Raw genomic sequence first — 17,596 nt, 5'->3', positions numbered from 1 at the left:
CCGCGAAGCTGCCGATCTTCTCCCGTGGGGGAGATTGGCCCTTAGCCAGCGCTCTGCGGATAGCAGATGATCGACAAATAGCGCATGGGTAGTTTCGTCAGCTGCTCCGGCCCGTGCGGGGCGTCGGCGTCGAAGAACAGGCTGTCGCCGGGCTTCATCGGATAGAGATTGCTGCCGTGCCGGTAAACGACTTCGCCCTCCAGCATATAGAGAAACTCCATGCCCTCGTGCTGGAAGGTCGGGAACACGTCCGAATCCTCGGTCAGCGTGATCAGATAGGGCTCGACGACGACGCCGCTGGTGTTTGAGCCGATGTGGCCAAGCAGATTGTACTGGTGGCCGGCGCGCGTGCCGCGGCGCTCGACGTCCAACCCTTCGCCAGCTTTGACGAAAACGGCGCTGCGCTCCTCTTCGAAGCGGCGGAAGAAGGCGGTGACGGGAACACCCAGCGCCCGCGACAGCGCCTGCAAGGTGGTCAGCGACGGCGAGGTGATGCCGTTCTCGATCTTCGACAGCATGCCCAGCGAAATGTCGGTAGCGACCGCCAGATCGGCGACGGTGATGCCGAGCTTCTTGCGGAACGCGCGCACCTCGCGGCCGATCGCCACTTCCAGCACCTTTTCACGCGTGTCGCGGATGGCGTGCGGGTTCTGGGTTAGCGGCGCGCGGATGGTCTTCCCGTCCACCGAGACCTTTGGCAGCGGCTTTGCCTTTGCGCCGCCGGCTCCAGCACCGGCCTTTGGATTTGAAGCGTTTTTCGCCATGTCGCCCCCGGACTCCGCGATTTATTTCACTCAAGGTGAACATATCCGGTGGCGATACATGAGCGCAGCCGCGTCGGCAAGCCGTCTTATGTCGCATGCGCCATCCCGCGATTTCGGTCAATGCGGGTTCTTCGCCAGGAATCCGCCTTGCGCAAACGCCGTTCCCACAGATGGCTGTTGACAGTGCCGGAGGGCCAATTACTGTCACTGGCAGTGAAATTTGTTTCGCTGGGGAAATCAAAAAATGGAGGCCCGGAAATGAACACTCGCGTTGCCGTCATCGGGGCCGGACCGTCCGGCCTGGCACAGCTCAGGGCCTTCAAGTCGGCGGCCGACAAAGGGGCAGACATTCCCGAGATCGTCTGCTTCGAGAAGCAGTCAGACTGGGGTGGCTTGTGGAACTATACCTGGCGCACCGGCCTCGACGAACATGGCGATCCCGTGCACGGCTCGATGTATCGCTACCTCTGGTCGAACGGGCCGAAGGAATGCCTGGAATTCGCCGACTACACGTTCGAGGAACATTTCGGCCGGCCGATCGGCTCCTATCCCCCGCGCGCCGTGCTGTGGGACTACATCAAGGGCCGCGTCGAAAAATCAGGCGTGCGCAAATGGGTGCGCTTCAACAGTCCGGTGCGCATGGTGACCTTCTCGGACGAGACGAAGAAATTCACCGTCACCGCGCATGACCGCACCAACGACGTCACCTATTCGGAAGAGTTCGACAATGTCGTCGTCGCCTCCGGGCATTTCTCGGTGCCCAACGTTCCCTATTTCGAGGGTTTTTCCACCTTCAACGGCCGCATCCTGCACAGCCATGATTTCCGCGACGCGATGGAATTCAAGGGCAAGGACATCCTGATCATCGGCCGCTCCTACTCGGCCGAGGACATCGGCTCGCAATGCTACAAATACGGCGCGAAGTCGATCACCTCCAGCTACCGCTCCAAGCCGATGGGCTTCAAATGGCCCGAGAACTGGAAGGAGGTGCCGCTCTTGCAGAAGGTCGTCGGCAAGACGGCACACTTCAAGGATGGCTCGACCAAGGATGTCGACGCCATCATCCTGTGCACCGGCTATCTCCATTCGTTCCCGTTCCTCACCGACGATCTCAAGCTGAAGACCGCCAACCGCATGTGGCCGCTCGATCTCTATGAGGGTGTCGTCTGGGAGAAGAACCCGAAATTGTTCTACATCGGCATGCAGGACCAGTTCTACACCTTCAACATGTTCGACGCGCAGGCCTGGTACGCGCGTGACGTCATCATGGGCCGCATCAAGCTGCCGTCCGCACAGGCAATGGCCGAGCACGGCGCCAGATGGCGGACGCGCGAGGAGACGCTGGAAGACGCCGAGCAGATGATCTGGTTCCAGGGCGACTACACCAAGGAACTGATGGACCAGACCGACTATCCCGGCTTCGACGTCGAGGCAGTCAACCAGACCTTCATGGAATGGGAACATCACAAGGTGGAAGACATTATGAGCTTCCGCGACCATTCCTACCGTTCGTTGATGACCGGCACCATGGCGCCGCTGCACCATACGCCCTGGCTGCAGGCGCTGGACGATTCGATGGAGAGCTATCTGGAAGTGAAGGGCGTCGCTGCGGAGTAGCTTGCCGTCAGGCCGGCAACACGACCCAGTCGTGGCGGCTTTCGCCATAGACGGCTTGTGTCGGCGCAGGGAATGAGGGATCGGCAAAACAGCCGACCGCGACAGCGACCGCCTCCGGTTTGCGCGACGGATACCAGAACACCGTCGAGCCGCAGTTTCCGCAGAAGTGGAAAGTGACGGGAAAGCCGCTGTCGGAATTGCGCCGGAATGTCTGGGATGAGCCGTCGATGTCGATCGCCTCGGCATCGAAGAAAGCCGCTATCCCGAACGGACTGCCGGTGCGCCGCTGGCAGTCCAGGCAGTGGCAAAGCGATATTTTGGCCGGCTGTTGGGGACAGCGGACCTGCAATTGGCCACAGGTGCAGCGTGCAATCCTGCTGGTCATGTCTTCCTCCCTTGATAAGTTCGCCGCTTGAGCTAACCCAGCCTCGCCCGTGCCTTGGCCGTCCAGGCATTGAACAGCCGGTCGGCGACGATGCCGATGAAGGCGATGGCGAGCCCTGCCACGATGCCGCGGCCGGAATCGGCTTTTGACAGCGCGATGAACACCTCCTGGCCGAGATCACGGGTGCCGACCATGGCGCAGATGATGATCATCGCCAACGCCATCAGGATGGTCTGGTTGACGCCCAGCATGATCTCGGGCAGCGCGAGCGGCAACTGCACGCGAAAGAAAGTCTGGCGCGGCGTGCAGCCTGAAACCTTGGCCGCCTCGATCAGCGCCGGCGGCACCTGCCTGATACCGTGATTGGTGTAGCGGATCGCCGGCACCACGGCGAAGGCGATCGTTGCGATCATCGCGGTGACGTCGCCGACGCGGAAAAGCATCACCACCGGAATGATGAAGCAGAAGGAGGGCAGCACCTGCAGCGTATCGATGACGGGCGTGATCACCTTCTCGAAGCGGTCGCTGCGCGCAGCCATCAGGCCGATCGGAATCCCGATCAGGCAAGCGACGAAAGCCGAGATGCCGCAGAGATAGACGGTCGCCATGGTCTTTTCCCAGAGCCCGGTGACGGCGCAGAAGGCGGTCAGCACTGCCACCAGAGCGGCCAGGCGCAGGCCGGAAAGCTGATAGCCGGCAAGGCCGAGCAGGAACACCGCGCCTAGCCACGGAAAGCCCTCGCAGAAGGCGCGCACCGGGTTCAGCACGTTGAGGATCAGCGCCACGCGGAACGCCTCGATCGTGTCGAAGAAATTGATCGTCACCCAGTTCACCGCCGCTTTCCACAAGGGCGCGGTGGTGAAGGTGACCGCCTTCGGCACGGCCGCGAAAGCCGGCACGAAGAGGCCAAGCAGCGAGGTGACGATCAGGATGGCGATAGCCAGCGTCAGATTGGGATAGCGCCGCCAGAAGGCAGGCTGGACTTGCCGGTGGACGTGACCTTTTGCATGATTGGCGGCGATGGCCTGGCTCAGCCGGTCGAGCGCGATGGCCAGCGCCACGATGGCCAGCCCCGCTTCCATGGCTTCGCCGACCTTCAGCGCACGCAGCGCCAGCAACACGTCATAGCCCAGCCCGCCGGCCCCGATCATCGAGGCGATGATGACCATGTTCAGCGCCAGCATGATCACCTGGTTGACCCCGACCATCAGCGTCGGCCGCGCCGACGGCAACAGCACGCGCCACAGTTTCTGCCGCGCCGTGCAGCCGGCCATCTCGCTGAAATCGTCGATCTCCGACGGCACCCGCGACAGGCCGAGCATCGTTGCCCGCACCATTGGCGGCGTGGCGAAGATGGCGGTGGCGATCATCGCCGAAACCGGGCTGTTGCCGAACAGGAGCAGCATCGGGATGAGATAGGCGAAAGTTGGGATCGTCTGCATCAGATCGAGGGCAGGGGAGACGATCAGCCTTTCCGCCCAAGGCTTGCGCCAGGCCCAGATGCCGACGAACAATCCCGTGGCGATGCAGAACGGCACGGCGATGGAAATCAGCGCCAGCGTCAGCATGGCGCTGGTCCATTGGCCGAACAGCGCGATGTAGAGAAAACAGCCGCCGACCAGCATGCCGAGCTTGCGGCCGCCAGCGGCATGCCCGGCGACAAAGGCCGCCGCGCAGACGCCGATCCAGGACAGGCGCGGCAGCACATAGGCGTCGGCACCGTGGCCGATCTTGAAATCCTTCGCCAGAAGGTCGAGCGCGAAATCGAGCGGCACGCCGAGCACGGCGGTGATCGACCGCGTCAGCCATGACAGGTTTATCTTTATCCAGCGCATCAGGGCGCTGACCCAGTCGGCGACCGGCACGATCGCCTCGGCCGGATAATTGACGGCCCAGGGGAAACTGTCCTGGAGCAGGAACACGACCAGCACCACGGCAAGCGCTGCGGCCCAGACCAGCAGCCAGGTCTGCGCCGGTCCTAGCCTCGTCTCACTGGCGCTTGCCGTTACTGTCATGCACCGGCTCCTAACCGCTCGATGCCGGCGAGCAGGTCGATCACCGCTTGCGGCGTCACCTCGCCGATCGGCTTGCCGCTGCCGTTGACCACCGCGAACGGTCTGCCGGCCGCGACGATGCTGGCCGAGAAGCTGGCAATCTTGGCCTCCGGCGCCACCGTGCCGCCATGCTCGGCGCCGTCGCAGGCGCGCATCAGGCTCTTCGCCGAGATCACCTTGGCGCGGTCGACGTCGCGGGTGAACTCGGCGACATAGTCGGTCGCCGGATCGACCACCAGTTCCTCCGGCGTGCCGATCTGGATGACTTCGCCATCCTTCATGATGGCGATTCGGTCGGCCAGCCTTATCGCCTCGTCGAAATCATGGGTGATGAAGACGATGGTCTTGTGCAGCATCGTCTGCAGCCGCATCAACTCGTCCTGCATCTCGCGGCGGATCAGCGGGTCGAGCGCCGAGAACGGCTCGTCGAGGAACCAGATCTCCGGCTTGGTCGCCAGACTGCGGGCGATGCCGACACGCTGCTGCTGGCCGCCGGACAACTCGCGCGGATAGAAATGCTCGCGGCCGCGCAGGCCGACAAGCTCGATCACGTCGCGGGCGCGTGCTTCGCGCGTCGCACGGTCCTGTCCCTGGATGGTGAGCGGAAAGGCGATGTTGTCCAGCACGTTGAGATGCGGCAGCAGCGCGAAATTCTGGAACACCATGCCCATGCGGTGGCGCCTGAGTTCGATGAGCGCTGCATCCGAGATCTTGAGCAGGTCCTTGCCCTCGAACTCGACCTTGCCGTGCGTCGGCTCGACCAGCCTCGACATGCAGCGCACCAGGGTCGACTTGCCCGACCCCGAGAGCCCCATGATGGTGAATATCTCGCCCTGGCGGATTTCGAGGTCGACGCCGCGTACCGCCCCGACCAGTCCGGCAGCGGCGACATCGGCCATGCTGGCCTTGCCGTCGCGCTCGCGGATGAAGCTGGCCGCGTTCGAACCGAACAGTTTCCAGACATTGCGGCAAGCCAGCTTTATCGGGCGGGCATCCTTTGGCGCGCCCGCAGCGTTCGATCCCTGTTCGGTCTTGTCAGGCATTCAAGCGTCCTTCTGGACTATCGACGATTGAGGCCCGGCCGATCGACGGCCGGGTCTCATTCTCCAGTCGGAGCGATCACTGTGCCCAGGCTTTCCAGTCGGCTTCGTGGGCGGCGATCCAGGCGGCGGCCACGTCCTCCGGCGTCTTGCCGCCGAGGTCGATCTCGCCGCTCATCTTGTTGAGCTCGTCGGTGTCGACCGTGTAGGCCTTGGCCACCTTGTAGGCGACGGGCCATTTGTCCTTCATGCCGTTCCAGGCATATTTCCAGATCTCGCCATGCGGCTTGCCGCAATCATATTTGGCATCGGGATTCGTGCCCCATTTCGGGTCGCTGTAGCATTCGGGCGTGTATTCGGGGAATTCGACCCACTCGCCCTTGTATTTGGCCGGCGCCCAATGCGGCGAATAGATCCACAGCATGATCGGCGCCTTGCGCTGGTAGGCAGAATCCAGCTCCGCGAACATCGCCGCGTCGGTGCCGGCGTGGATGACGGTGAATGGCAATTTGAGTGCCTCGACGCGCTCGTCGTCAAAACCCTCCCAGGTCACCGGACCGCCGAGATAACGACCCTTGGGCGCCGTCTCGGCCGTCGAAAAGGCCTCGGCGCATTTCGGATCTTTCAGCGCTTCCCAATTGGGTAGGCCCGGGCATTTCTCTTTCATATATTCGGGGAACCACCACTCTTCCTTGGCCTTGGGGCCGAGCTTGCCGAGGCGTTCGGTCTGGCCGGTGGCATCGGAAGCCTTCATCGCCTCGCCGGCGGTCGTGTCCCAGAATTCCAGGCCGACATCGAGGTCGCCATTGGTGAGACCGGTGGTCAGGCTGGAGAGGTAATCGGCGGTCGGATATTCGACGGTGTAGCCGAGCTTTTCGAGAATGCCGCCGAGAATCTTGGCGTTGAGATTGACGCTGGTCCAGTCGAACAGCGCGATCTTGATGGGGTCGTTGGATTCAGGAGCTGCGGCGTGGGCGGAAAGCGTTGGCAGGCTTAGTGCCGCGAGCGCGGCGGCGCCCATGGACAGTTTAGAAACTCTGCTCCGAAATGACATGCTTGTTCTCCTTCAAGCTGTGACGGTTATCGTTCGTTCCCTTGTTGCGTCTTTCTGCCCTTGTTGGGTTTTTTCTTGATTGTGTTGGAAAGACCTGCCGTTGCGCAAGGCCGTTTCCGCCATCGCCCGGCGAAAACCGGCGCAGGCGGGATTGTGCTGAGTTTTTGATTTGCGGAAATGGTGCTGAGAGGGTCGGCGTCATAGCTGCCGACGCATCGCTGCGACAGCGATCATCTGCGGGTCGACTGCCAGCCTTATGGCGCCCTGCAAAATGCGAGCCATCAAGGTCCCCTGACCTCGGCTATCGGCCCGGCAAGCCCCATCGCCAGGACCGTTTCATGAGATGAAATTATATATACCAACGTTGATCGCGCGCAACGACTAAGGCTTGCTGGATGCATAATTCGGACCCCAGGCGAGGTCGCACCCAACCGCCTGCCGAGCCACCTTACCAGCAGACATAGCCGCCATCGACGATCAGGTCGACGCCGGTGACGAAGCTCGACGCGCGGCTGGCCAGGAACACGGTCGGCCCGACCATTTCCTCGGGCGTCGCCATGCGCCCCATCGGCGTGTCGCGCTTGAAGATCTTGATCTCCTCCGCCACCTCCGGCCTCTTGTTCATCGGCGTCAGCGTGTAGCCCGGGCTGACCACGTTGACGCGCAGGCCGCGGTCGGCCCACTCCATGGCGAGGCTCTTCGACATGTGGATGACGGCGGCCTTCGAGGAATTGTAATGCGCCTGCGTCAGCCCGCGATTGACGATGGTACCCGACATGGAGGCGATGTTGACGATCGAGCCCTTGCGCCGCGCCAGCATCTTGCGCGCTTCGGCCTGGCAGGACAGGAATACGCCGGCGACATTGACCTCGTGCACCTTCCGCCACGTCTCCAGGGGCATCGTCTCGGCCGGCTCCGATCCGGCGATCCCGGCATTGTTGACGGCAATCGTCAGGGCGCCGAGTTCGCTCTCGACGCGGTCGGTCGCCGCCGCGAGATCGCTCTCGGACGTCACCGTGCCCGTCAGCACCAGCGCCTTGCGCCCAAGCGCGGTGATACGCTGTGCGGTCTCCTCCAGCCCGCCCTTCGATGCATGGCCGAAACAGGCGACGTCGGCGCCGGCCTGCGCCAATCCGATCGCGATTGCCTGGCCGATGCCGCTGCCGGCACCGGTAACCAACGCGACATCGCCGTCCAGCTTGAAAAGATCCATCGATAGTCCTCCCTGCTTCAGGGAGGGTATGCGCTGTCCCGCGTTACGATCAAGCCTTCAGCCCGGGCATGGCGACACGGCTAGAAATAGCCGTTGGAGGCGGCTGTGGCTTCTTTCGGGATCTCGACGCCGTCGACCAGGATCTTGTCGACCAGTTCGTGATGGAAGCAGACCAGGCCCTTGATGCGCTCCGCCTCATGCACCGGCTCGGGATAGTACCAGACGAGGTTCTCGTGGCGCTTCTTGCCCGTCGTCACGTGATAGTAGTTGGAGATGCCCTTGTAGGGGCAGCGCGAGATGTAGCGGCTGGGCGCGAACATATCGAGCCGCGTGTCGGAGATCGGCAGATAATGACGTACCGGATGGCCGGTCTCGAACAGGAACACGCCGCGCCGTGAATCGGCGACCTGCTCGCCGTCCAGGATGACCTGCACCCGCCGTGTGGACGGCAGGCAGTCGACCCGTCGGAACGGGTCGCGGGCGTGGACGAAGATCTCCTCGTCCTCCTCATACCAGTGCGTCATCTTGGGCCAGTAGAAGGACATATAGTCCGCGATCGGCGGGCAGCCCTTGACCGGGTCGAGATAGCGCCAGGCGGCATCCTCGACCAGCGTGATGCCGGTGTTGAGCGAGTAGTGCGTGGCCAGGCCCTTGAACGGATCTTCCGTCGTCGTCCTGCTCGGCAGCAGGAATTCCTCGCGCACGTCGCTCATCGGGAAATAGTAGACCGGCAGGTGATCGGATTCGTAGAACACCAGCGCCCTGGTCGTGTCGGCGACGATCATCGATCCCACTTGCACGCGCAGCCGCTTCTGCATCGGCATGGTGAAGGCGACGTAGCCGGGCTCGAACTCATACTGCACGATCGTGTCGAGCAAGGGAAAATGCGGCCCGCGGCCGCGCAAATGAGGCTTGCGAATGGTAGTCTCCCGTTTCTTTTCTTTTGTCATCGAGTGTTGGCGCAAAGCGAGACGGACCTGGATTGAGTCATTATATCGGAGTGGGTTTCCGGGCGGCGGGCTTCTCCTGCGTCGAGCGGCTCGAACGATGGCCCCCCATCGCCCTTCGCAGCCCTGCTGGCGGATAGCCTCGCCGCCCGAAAGCAGAAATTGTCCATCCAGCCTCTATCCCAGCGACACCCGGTCGAGCAGCAGGCCGGCAGCGATCGGCGGCAGCCCGCTGACATTCTTGCGCACCGGCACTAGGAGGTCGGGGAAATAGCTGAAGATAACGGGCGTCTCGTCGAGCAGCAGCTTCTGGATGTCTGACGCCGCCGCGCGCTGCGCGCCGATGTCGAGCGCCTTGAGATAGGAAGTGACCATGCCGTCATAGGCTGGGCTCTTGAAATGCGCCGCGTTCCACGGACCGTCGCTGACCAGCGGGCTTTTCAGGAACACGTTCGGCACGCTGCGATGGGCGTAGTCGGTGATGCCGAGCGGGCTGTCCAGCCAGTCCGATTGACCGAACACCGCCTTGCCGTAATATTTGTCCTGGTCCTCGATGTTGAGCGAGACGCGCGCGCCGATCTCCTTGGCGAAGTTCTGGAACAACTGCGCGTAGCCGGGAATATCGGAATAGCGCAGCGTCGTCAGCGTGATGTCGAAGCCGCTGCCGAGGCCCGCGGCCTCCATAAGCTGCTTGGCCTTGGCGATGTCCTGGGCGCGCTGCGGCACCGTTCTGTCGGTCGCGGGGAAGGCCGGCGCAAACGGGCTGTCATTGCCGATCGCCGCCATGCCGCGGCACAGCCCATCCACCAGCTTGGAACGGTCGATGCACAGCGCCAGCGCCTGGCGCACGCGCTTGTCGGTGAAAGGCGCCATGTCGCAGCGCATGTGAAGCTGGCGGTGCGCGGTCGAGGCGACGCGCAGCACGGTGATGTCGGGGCTGTTCAGCACCACCTGGCTGACATCGAGCGGAACGGCGTCGAGAATGTCCACTTCGCCGGCCTGCAGCGCCAGGATGCGCGGCTGGACATCGCCGTAGAATTTGAACTCGAGCCGGTCGGGCAGCGCCTTCTCGCCCCAATAATCGGGGTTGCGGATGAAGGTCGCGCCGACTTTCGGCGTGTAGGTCTCCAGCCGGAACGGGCCGGTGCCTTCGAAGGTCTTTTCGTAATCGCCCTTGTAGCTCGCCGGCAGGATCACGGCATTGTAGTTGTCGATCGATACCGAATAGGGAAAGCTGCCGTTCGGCACGTCGAGATGGAAGGCGACGGTGTGGTCGTCGACTTTGCGGGTGCCGCCCTTCGACAGCAGCCCCTTGAACACCGAAAGCGCGTTCGAGGCCCCGTCCGGGTCGGCCAGCCGGTCGAAGGTCGCGACGACGTCGTCGGCCTTGAAGTCCTCGCCATTGTGGAATTTCACGCCCTTGCGCAGCTTGAACGTCCAGACGCTGCCGTCCTCGTTGGGCGACCAGCTTTCCGCCAGCACCGGCTTCAGCGTGAGGTCCGGCTGTGTGACGCAGAGGAATTCGGCGGTCTGGAAAACCAGCTGGTAGCTGCCGCTGTCGTAGTAGGTGACGGGATCGATGGCCCCGCCTGGCGTCGCCACGCCGGCGCGCACCGTGCCGCCCGGCTTGCCTTCGGCGCGGGCCTTTTGCGTGCCGAGGCCGGCAGCGGCGACAAGGCTGCCCAAGAACGGCAGCGAAAGGCCGAGAACGCTGCCATGGCGCAGGAAATCGCGCCGGTCGAGCCGGCCGGCCAGCAATTCGTCGACAGCGGAATTTTCGATTGCAGTCAGATTCCGGCGGGCGATGTGGATCCTCTCGAAATGCTTCGGCATGGCTGCAATCCTCGCTTATCTTGGGACAAGGCATCTAGTTCATCGTTGACCGCGACCGGAAAGCGATATTTTTTGATAGGGGCCATCGGAATTTTCGATGCGGGAGCCAAGGCATGGACACCGAAAACCTGCGCAGTTTCCTGGAGATTGCCGAGCATGGCAGCTTCACCGTCGCGGCCCATCGGCTGAACCTTGCCCAGTCCACCGTCAGTGCGCGGATAAGAGTGCTGGAGGAGCAGTTGGGGCGACGGCTTTTCGTCCGCGACCGCGACGGCATCACGCTGACGCCGGCCGGCCGCCAGTTCCTGCCGCATGCGTCCGCCATCACCCGCACCTGGGAGCAATCGAGGCAGGACATCGCCGTTCCCGATGGCTATGAAACACTGCTGCGGCTGACCGCGCCCGCCTATCTGTGGGAGCGCATCACCTCGCCATGGGTCGAATGGATGCGCGCCGAGCGACCGAACGTGGCGTTGCGGCTCGAGGGCAGTTTTCCCGATCTGGCGATCGACCAACTGGCCGAAGGCCTGCTCGACATCTGCATCCTCTATCTGCCGCGGCCGCACCCTGGCATCGTTTACGAAACTCTGGCCGTCGATCAGGTGGTGCTTGTTCAGCACGCCGCCCAGACGAAGCCATGGACCGAGAACTACATACTGATGGACTGGGGGCTCGAATTCCGCATCGAGCATGATCGGGCGTTTGCCGGCATGGTCAAGCCGGCCATTTCGGCCGGCCTGGTCTTCATCGGGTTGCAGCACGTGCTGTCGCAGCAAGCCGCCGCCTATCTGCCGCTCAGCGCCGTCAGCGGCCACATCGAGCGCGGCGAAATGAAACGCGTCGCGAACACGCCCGTGTTCCAGCGGCCGATCTATCTTGCCTATCCCAGCAATCCGGCGTCGTCGGATGTGCTCGACGTGGCCTTGGCGGGATTGCGGGCGCTGACGAGGGATTGGGCCGGCGAGCAGGGTTTTGCCGAGGGCGACCGGTCCTTCAGCATGGCCGGCCATCCGTGAAGGGCAGGGGCCGTATGTCGGCTACGCCGGCTCGGTATCGACCGCTGCCGGCCTCTGCAGCCTGGCGAGTTCCGCGTAGGGAATATGGCAGCGGATCGAGTGTCCGGGGCGCGCCTCGGCCAGTGGCGGTTCCTGCTGTTCGCAGATCGGGCCGATCTTGCGCGGGCAGCGCGTGTGGAAGACACAGCCCGGCGGCGGATTGGTGGCACTGGGGATTTCGCCGTCGAGACGGATGCGTGCCGTCTCGGTCTGGTCGAGCCTGGGCACGGCCGACAGCAGCGCTTCGGTGTAGGGATGATGCGGGCCGGAGAAAACGTCTTCCGACGGGCCGAGCTCCATGATGCGGCCGAGATAGAGCACGGCGATCTTGTCTGAGAGGTAGCGCACCACGCCAAGGTCATGCGAGATGAAGATGTAGCTGACGTCTTCCTTCGCTTGCAGATCGGCGAGCAGGTTGAGGATCGCAGCCTGCACCGACACGTCGAGTGCGGAGGTCGGCTCGTCGCACACGACGATGCGTGGATCGCCGGCGAAGGCGCGCGCTATGGCGACGCGCTGTTTCAGCCCTCCCGACAGCTGGCGCGGCTTCACGGCCAGATGCCGGTCGGTCAGCCGCACCGAGCGGACGAGGTCGTCCAGGCGCGCCTCCAGCGCCTTGCCGCTCAAGCCTGCCAGCCGCTTCAGAGCGCGGCCGATCAGATGCCTTATCGAATGCGAGCGGTTGAGTGCGGAGTCCGGATTCTGGAAGACGATCTGCATCGCCTTGACCTGGTCGTCGCTGCGGTCCCCAAGCCGCGGCGCCAGCGCCTTGCCCTCGAGCTCGATGCTGCCGCCGTCGTCGGGCGGCACGAGGCCGAGCAGCAGCCTGGCGAAAGTGGTCTTGCCGCTGCCGGATTCGCCGACCAGCCCGAGCGTTTCGCCCGGCCTGAGATCGAGTGACACGTCCTTCACCGCGCGCAGCGAATGGCCATGGCTGGCAAAGGTCTTGTTCAGCCCGGCGACCCGCAATACCGGCGCGGCTGCGGCTTTCGGCGCGGCGGCCGCGTCGCTGGGCGTCGCGCGCGGCAGGGATTGCGCCTTCTCGTGATAGTGGCAGCGCGACAGCCGGCCGCCCAGCTCGTAGAGCGGCGGCAACTCGTTGCGGCAGCGATCGGTAGCGAGAGCGCAGCGGTCGGCGAAGGGGCAGCCCTTGATGTCGGCGCCGATGCCGGGCAAAAAACCGGGAATTGTGTCGAGGCGGCCCTGGTCCTTGCGCTGGCCGCCGCGCGGCAGGCAGCGCAGCAGCGCTACCGTATAGGGATGGCGAGGATCGTTGAAGACGGCCTCCGTCGGTCCTTCCTCGACCAGCATGCCGGCATAGAGCACGCCGACGCGATCGCACATGTTGGAGACGACGGCGAGATTGTGGCTGATGAACAGGATCGAGGCCGACAGCTCTTGCCGCAGCTGCGCGATCAGGTCGAGCACCTCGGCTTCGACGGTCGCGTCGAGGCCGGTGGTCGGCTCATCCAGGATCAGCATCGAAGGATCGTTGGCCAGCGCCATGGCGATCGCCACGCGCTGCTGCATGCCGCCGGAAAGCTGGTGCGGGTAGCGTTGCATGACGCTGGCCGGATCGGAGATCCGCACCCGGTTGAGCATGGCGATTGCGCGATCCTCGGCCGCCTGCCCCTTTTTGCCGCCAAGCTCGAAGATCTCGGTCAGCTGGCGACCGATGCGGATCGACGGGTTCAGCGCCTTGCCGGGGTCCTGGTAGACCATTGAGACGCTTTCCGCTCGCATCTTTCTGAGCGCCTCGGCATCGAGCTTCATGACGTCCTGCCCGTCGAGCGAGATCGCGCCGCCTGATATCGAACCGTTTCGCGGCAGGTAGCGCACGACGGAAAGGGCGACCGTGGATTTGCCGCAGCCGGATTCGCCGACCAAACCATAGGCCTCGCCCTGGCCGATGGTCAGGCTGAGATTGCGCAGCACCGCCCGGTTTCGGCCGGAAACACGATAGGCGACCGACAGGTCGTTGAGGTCGAGTGCGTTCTGGGCCTTCGCCCTCCGGGCCTTGGCGGGTTCAGTCATTGAACGCTCCATGCACGCCGTCGGCCGCCAGGTTGACGCCGATCACCAGCGAGGCGATGGCGAGCGCGTCGAACAGCACGGTCCACCAGAAGCCGCCGCCGATCATGCCGTAATTGCTGGAGATCGAGAGCCCCCAGTCCGGCGACGGCGGCTGGATGCCGAAGCCCATGAAGGAGAGCGTGGCGACCGCGAAGATGGCGTAGCCAAGCCGCACGGTGGTTTCGACCAGGATCGGCGGAATGACGTTGGGCAGGATCTCGACGAACATCGTATGCAGCGCGGTTTCATGCCGCAACTGGGCGGCGGCGACATAGTCGAGCTCGCGCTCAGCCAGCACCGCCGAGCGCACGGTGCGCGCGATGATCGGCGCGAAGCTCAGCCCGATGACGACGATGACGGTGGTCTTGGACGTGCCGAGCGCCACGATGGCGAGCAGCGCCACGATCACCACCGGGATTGCCATGAATGCTTCCAGGATGCGGCTGACGACATCGTCGACGATGCCGCGGAAGTAACCGGTGAGCAGCCCGAGCGCCGTGCCGGCCACCGTCGCCAGCAATGTCGCCAGCGGCGCCACGGTCAGGATGTCGCGCGAGCCGACGATGACGCGCGAGAAGACGTCGCGGCCGATCTGGTCGGTGCCGAACCAGTGTTCGGCCGAAGGCGGCGCCAGCGCGTTGATGATATCGTCTGCAAGCGGATCGTAGGGCGCGAAATGTTCGCCGAACAGCGCACAGGCGACCCAGAACAGCACGATGGTGATGCCGACGAGGAAGGTGCCGGAGCGAAGCAGCGAGGACAAAACCTCCGTCAGGGGGCTGCGCTGGCGGGTGTCGTCCTGTCTGGTGGGACTGGTCTGGACGGCGCTCATTGTTCTGACCCCAGCCGGATGCGTGGATTGAGCACGGAATAGAGGAAGTCGGCCACAAGGGTGGCCACGGCATAGACGATGCCGATGGTCAGGATGCCCGATTCCAGCATCGGGAAATCCTTGCCGCGCGCGGCGGTGAAGATCAGCGAGCCGATGCCCTGGTAGCGGAACAGCGTCTCGATCACCACAAGGCCGCCGATGAGATAGCCGGTCTGGGTGGCAATGACGGTGATGGTGGGCAGCAGCGCATTGCGCAGCACATGGCGCCAGATCACCGTGCGCCAGGGCAGGCCCTTGAGCACTGCGGTTCGCGTATAGTCGGAATCGAGCGCCTCGATCATGCCGGAGCGCGCCATGCGCGCGATATAGCCGAACAGCACCAGGAACAGCGGCAGCGCCGGCAGGATCAGGTAGTAAAGCTGCGTGAAGAAACCGGCATCGCGCGGCCATGCCGCCGAGATCGGCAGCCAGCGCAGCCAGACGCCGAAGATCAGGATCAGGATGATGCCGGTGACGAACTCCGGCAGCACCGTCACCGACAGGCCGCCAAGGCTGATGATGCGGTCGAGTGGCCGGTTGAGATTAAGGGCTGCGACGACGCCGCCAAGGATGCCGATCGGCACCACCAGCACGAAGGCGACCGCCGCCAGCTTCATCGAATTTCCCAGGGCATCGATGACGAAGGGGGCGACCGGCGAGCGGAAGATGTAGGACGTGCCCATGTCGCCCTGGACGAAGTTTGAAATCCAGCTCCAGTACTGGGCAAGCAGTGGCCGGTCGACGCCGAGCGAATGGTTGAGCGCATCGACGGCGCGCTGGTCGGCGAACGGCCCCAATATGGCGCGCCCGACATTGCCGGGAAGCACCTGTCCGCCCAGGAAGACCATGATGCTGAGCAGGAACAGCGTGACGAGCGAAAGCGAGACGCGCCGGACAAGAAAGGAGAGAATGGCTAACACTCCCTGAGTAGCCAGCTCCCGTCAGGAAGCTGGCTGTTAGAGGATTGGCTTTCCCTTCCGCTCAGGCCTTCGACGCCTTTTCCAGGAACAGCTGCGACATCGCGGTCGGCTGCACGCCGGCCACGCCCTTCGCCGTCGCCGTCAGATAGTCGTAGAAATAGCCGAAGATGACCGGCGTCTCCTCGAGCAGAAGTTTCTGGATCTTGCCTGCCGTCGCCTTCTGCGCTTCGAGATCGAGGGCCGCGATATAGCTGGTCGCCAGCGCGTCGTAGTCCTTGTTCTTGAAGTGCGCCGCGTTCCACGTGCCTTCGCTCTTCAGCGGGGCGGCAAGATAGACATTCGGCACGCCGCGGTGGCCGTAGTCGGTGATGCCCATTTCCGAGTCCAGCCAGTTCGATTTGCCGAACACGGCGTCGCCGTAATAGGCGCTCTGGTCGAGGATGTTGAGCTCGAGCTCGATGCCGATTTCCTTGACCCAGTTCTGGATGAGCTGGGCGTATTCGGGGATTTCGAGATAGCGCTCGGTGGTCAGCGTCATCTTGAAGCCCTTGCCGGCGCCCGCCGCTTCCATGAGCTGCTTGGCCTGCGCGATGTCCTGCTTGCGCTGCGGCACGCTCGCATCGGTCGAGGGATAAACCGGGGCGAACGGGCTGTCGTTGCCAGCCACGGCGCGCCCCTTCATCAGGCCCGCGACCAGCTTGTCGCGATCCAGGCTGAGTGCGATGGCGCGGCGCACGCGCGCATCCTTCATCGGCCCGTCGTCGCAGCGCAGGTGCAGTTGCTGGTGCGCCGACGATTTCAGGCTGATGATGTCGATGTTGGGGTCGTTGAGCAGCGCCACGCCAGACAGGACGGGCATCTGGTTGATGATGTCGACCTGCCCGCCCTGCAGCGCCAGGATCATTGGCTGCATGTCGGCAAAGAAGGTGAATTCGGTGCGTTCCGGCAGCGCCTTCTCGCCCCAGTAGCCTTCGTTGCGGACGAAGGAAGCGCCGACCTTCGGCGTGTATTTGTCGATCTTGAACGGCCCGGTGCCGTCGAAGCTCTTTTCGTAGTCGCCCTTGTAGCTCGCCGGCACGATGACGGCGTTGTAATTGTCTGATGACACCATGTAGGGAAAGTTGCCGTTCGGGGCGTCGAGGTGGAATTCCACCGTGTAGTCGTCGACCTTCTTGCTGGCGCCCTTCGACAGGATGCCGGTGAACACCGACAGTGCGTTGGACGAGTTGGCCGGGTCGGCGATCCGGTCGATGCTGGCCACCACGTCGTCGGCTTTCATCTCGCCGCCTGAGTGGAATTTCACGCCCTTGCGCAGCTTGAAAGTCCACACCGAGCCGTTGTCGTTCGGCTTCCAGCTTTCAGCCAGTGCCGGCTGGAGCACGAGATCGGGGCCGTCGACGCAGAGGAACTCCGCGACCTGCTGCATGATCAGCAGGCCGCCTGCATCGGCGACGGTGACAGGGTCGATCGTCGCCGCCGGCACGCTGCTTGCGACGCGGATCGTTGCGCCTGGCGCGCCTTGCGCCCGGGCGAGCGACGGCATGGCACCGAGGCCCGCGGCCGTGGTGATGCCGCCCAGCAGTGGCAGCGACAAGCCGAGCAGGCTGCCATGGCGGATGAAGTCGCGGCGGCTGACACGGCCGTCGACGAGACCGTCGATGAGATGATTTTCGAGCGGCGACCGATTGCGCCGGATGAGGTCGAGAATGCGATAATTCTTGCTCATGGGTTTGACCCTTTCCCCTGTTTCTTATGGTTGACGAAAATTCG

At 63.7% G+C, this 17,596-nt stretch carries 14 protein-coding genes; 2 read left to right on the top strand and 12 right to left on the bottom strand.

The window, feature by feature from the left end:
* Positions 1–41 precede the first annotated feature (41 nt).
* Positions 42–764 carry a helix-turn-helix domain-containing protein gene (locus LB533_RS05890; RefSeq protein WP_140497887.1) on the bottom strand — a complete coding sequence of 241 codons (723 nt, stop codon included), beginning with the start codon at positions 762–764 and terminating at the stop codon, positions 42–44.
* Positions 765–1,022: 258 nt separating this feature from the next.
* Between LB533_RS05890 and LB533_RS05885 the strand changes: the two genes are divergently transcribed.
* Positions 1,023–2,381: an NAD(P)-binding domain-containing protein gene (locus LB533_RS05885; RefSeq protein WP_224676861.1), complete on the top strand. Its 1,359-nt coding sequence runs from the start codon at positions 1,023–1,025 to the stop codon at positions 2,379–2,381.
* A gap of 7 nt (positions 2,382–2,388) precedes the next feature.
* Here the strand turns inward: LB533_RS05885 and LB533_RS05880 are convergent, their stop codons facing one another.
* From LB533_RS05880 to LB533_RS05850, 7 genes are all read right to left on the bottom strand, one after another.
* Entirely contained in the window at positions 2,389–2,766 is a 378-nt protein-coding gene (locus LB533_RS05880; RefSeq protein WP_224676860.1) for a GFA family protein, read from the bottom strand.
* Between the two features lie 32 nt (positions 2,767–2,798).
* Entirely contained in the window at positions 2,799–4,781 is a 1,983-nt protein-coding gene (locus LB533_RS05875) for an ABC transporter permease (protein WP_224676859.1), read from the bottom strand.
* Positions 4,778–5,863: a glycine betaine/L-proline ABC transporter ATP-binding protein gene (locus tag LB533_RS05870; RefSeq protein ID WP_224676858.1), complete on the bottom strand. Its 1,086-nt coding sequence runs from the start codon at positions 5,861–5,863 to the stop codon at positions 4,778–4,780. Before LB533_RS05870 ends, LB533_RS05875 begins: the two co-directional genes overlap by 4 nt.
* 76 nt (positions 5,864–5,939) lie before the next feature.
* A complete protein-coding gene (locus LB533_RS05865; protein ID WP_140638591.1) occupies positions 5,940–6,914 on the bottom strand; it encodes an ABC transporter substrate-binding protein in 975 nt (324 codons plus the stop codon).
* Positions 6,915–7,362: 448 nt separating this feature from the next.
* Positions 7,363–8,127, bottom strand: coding sequence for an SDR family oxidoreductase (locus LB533_RS05860; protein WP_140638592.1), 765 nt, complete (start codon positions 8,125–8,127; stop codon positions 7,363–7,365).
* An 80-nt stretch (positions 8,128–8,207) separates the two neighbouring features.
* Positions 8,208–9,005, bottom strand: a complete 798-nt coding sequence (locus LB533_RS05855; protein WP_224556894.1) for a DUF427 domain-containing protein — start codon at positions 9,003–9,005, stop codon at positions 8,208–8,210.
* Between the two features lie 246 nt (positions 9,006–9,251).
* Positions 9,252–10,907, bottom strand: a complete 1,656-nt coding sequence (locus tag LB533_RS05850; protein ID WP_224676857.1) for an ABC transporter substrate-binding protein — start codon at positions 10,905–10,907, stop codon at positions 9,252–9,254.
* Between the two features lie 113 nt (positions 10,908–11,020).
* Between LB533_RS05850 and LB533_RS05845 the strand changes: the two genes are divergently transcribed.
* Positions 11,021–11,923, top strand: a complete 903-nt coding sequence (locus LB533_RS05845) for a LysR family transcriptional regulator (protein ID WP_224676856.1) — start codon at positions 11,021–11,023, stop codon at positions 11,921–11,923.
* Between the two features lie 21 nt (positions 11,924–11,944).
* Here the strand turns inward: LB533_RS05845 and LB533_RS05840 are convergent, their stop codons facing one another.
* The 4 genes from LB533_RS05840 to LB533_RS05825 form a co-directional block, all read right to left on the bottom strand.
* On the bottom strand, positions 11,945–13,996 hold the full coding sequence (locus LB533_RS05840; RefSeq protein WP_224676855.1) for an ABC transporter ATP-binding protein: 2,052 nt from the start codon (positions 13,994–13,996) through the stop codon (positions 11,945–11,947).
* Positions 13,989–14,867: an ABC transporter permease gene (locus tag LB533_RS05835; protein WP_224676854.1), complete on the bottom strand. Its 879-nt coding sequence runs from the start codon at positions 14,865–14,867 to the stop codon at positions 13,989–13,991. The genes LB533_RS05840 and LB533_RS05835 overlap by 8 nt, the downstream gene beginning before the upstream one ends.
* On the bottom strand, positions 14,864–15,817 hold the full coding sequence (locus LB533_RS05830; RefSeq protein ID WP_140498118.1) for an ABC transporter permease: 954 nt from the start codon (positions 15,815–15,817) through the stop codon (positions 14,864–14,866). Before LB533_RS05830 ends, LB533_RS05835 begins: the two co-directional genes overlap by 4 nt.
* Positions 15,818–15,887: 70 nt before the next feature.
* Positions 15,888–17,552 (bottom strand): ABC transporter substrate-binding protein, encoded by a 1,665-nt coding sequence (locus LB533_RS05825; protein WP_140638597.1) that lies wholly within the window; start codon positions 17,550–17,552, stop codon positions 15,888–15,890.
* Positions 17,553–17,596: the final 44 nt, after the last annotated feature.

It is taken from the genome of Mesorhizobium sp. BR1-1-13 (assembly GCF_020165515.1).
Taxonomy (GTDB): Bacteria; Pseudomonadota; Alphaproteobacteria; order Rhizobiales; family Rhizobiaceae; genus Mesorhizobium.
The sequence above is the reverse complement of the archived record's forward strand: the minus strand, read 5'-3'. Positions and strand labels throughout refer to the sequence as shown.

Coding starts and splice junctions, on each gene's coding strand:
- LB533_RS05890 (WP_140497887.1), bottom strand. CDS start 764: ATGGCGAAAAACGCTTCAAATCCAAAGGCCGGTGCTGGAGCCGGCGGC.
- LB533_RS05885 (WP_224676861.1), top strand. CDS start 1,023: ATGAACACTCGCGTTGCCGTCATCGGGGCCGGACCGTCCGGCCTGGCA.
- LB533_RS05880 (WP_224676860.1), bottom strand. CDS start 2,766: ATGACCAGCAGGATTGCACGCTGCACCTGTGGCCAATTGCAGGTCCGC.
- LB533_RS05875 (WP_224676859.1), bottom strand. CDS start 4,781: ATGACAGTAACGGCAAGCGCCAGTGAGACGAGGCTAGGACCGGCGCAG.
- LB533_RS05870 (WP_224676858.1), bottom strand. CDS start 5,863: ATGCCTGACAAGACCGAACAGGGATCGAACGCTGCGGGCGCGCCAAAG.
- LB533_RS05865 (WP_140638591.1), bottom strand. CDS start 6,914: ATGTCATTTCGGAGCAGAGTTTCTAAACTGTCCATGGGCGCCGCCGCG.
- LB533_RS05860 (WP_140638592.1), bottom strand. CDS start 8,127: ATGGATCTTTTCAAGCTGGACGGCGATGTCGCGTTGGTTACCGGTGCC.
- LB533_RS05850 (WP_224676857.1), bottom strand. CDS start 10,907: ATGCCGAAGCATTTCGAGAGGATCCACATCGCCCGCCGGAATCTGACT.
- LB533_RS05845 (WP_224676856.1), top strand. CDS start 11,021: ATGGACACCGAAAACCTGCGCAGTTTCCTGGAGATTGCCGAGCATGGC.
- LB533_RS05840 (WP_224676855.1), bottom strand. CDS start 13,996: ATGACTGAACCCGCCAAGGCCCGGAGGGCGAAGGCCCAGAACGCACTC.
- LB533_RS05835 (WP_224676854.1), bottom strand. CDS start 14,867: ATGAGCGCCGTCCAGACCAGTCCCACCAGACAGGACGACACCCGCCAG.
- LB533_RS05825 (WP_140638597.1), bottom strand. CDS start 17,552: ATGAGCAAGAATTATCGCATTCTCGACCTCATCCGGCGCAATCGGTCG.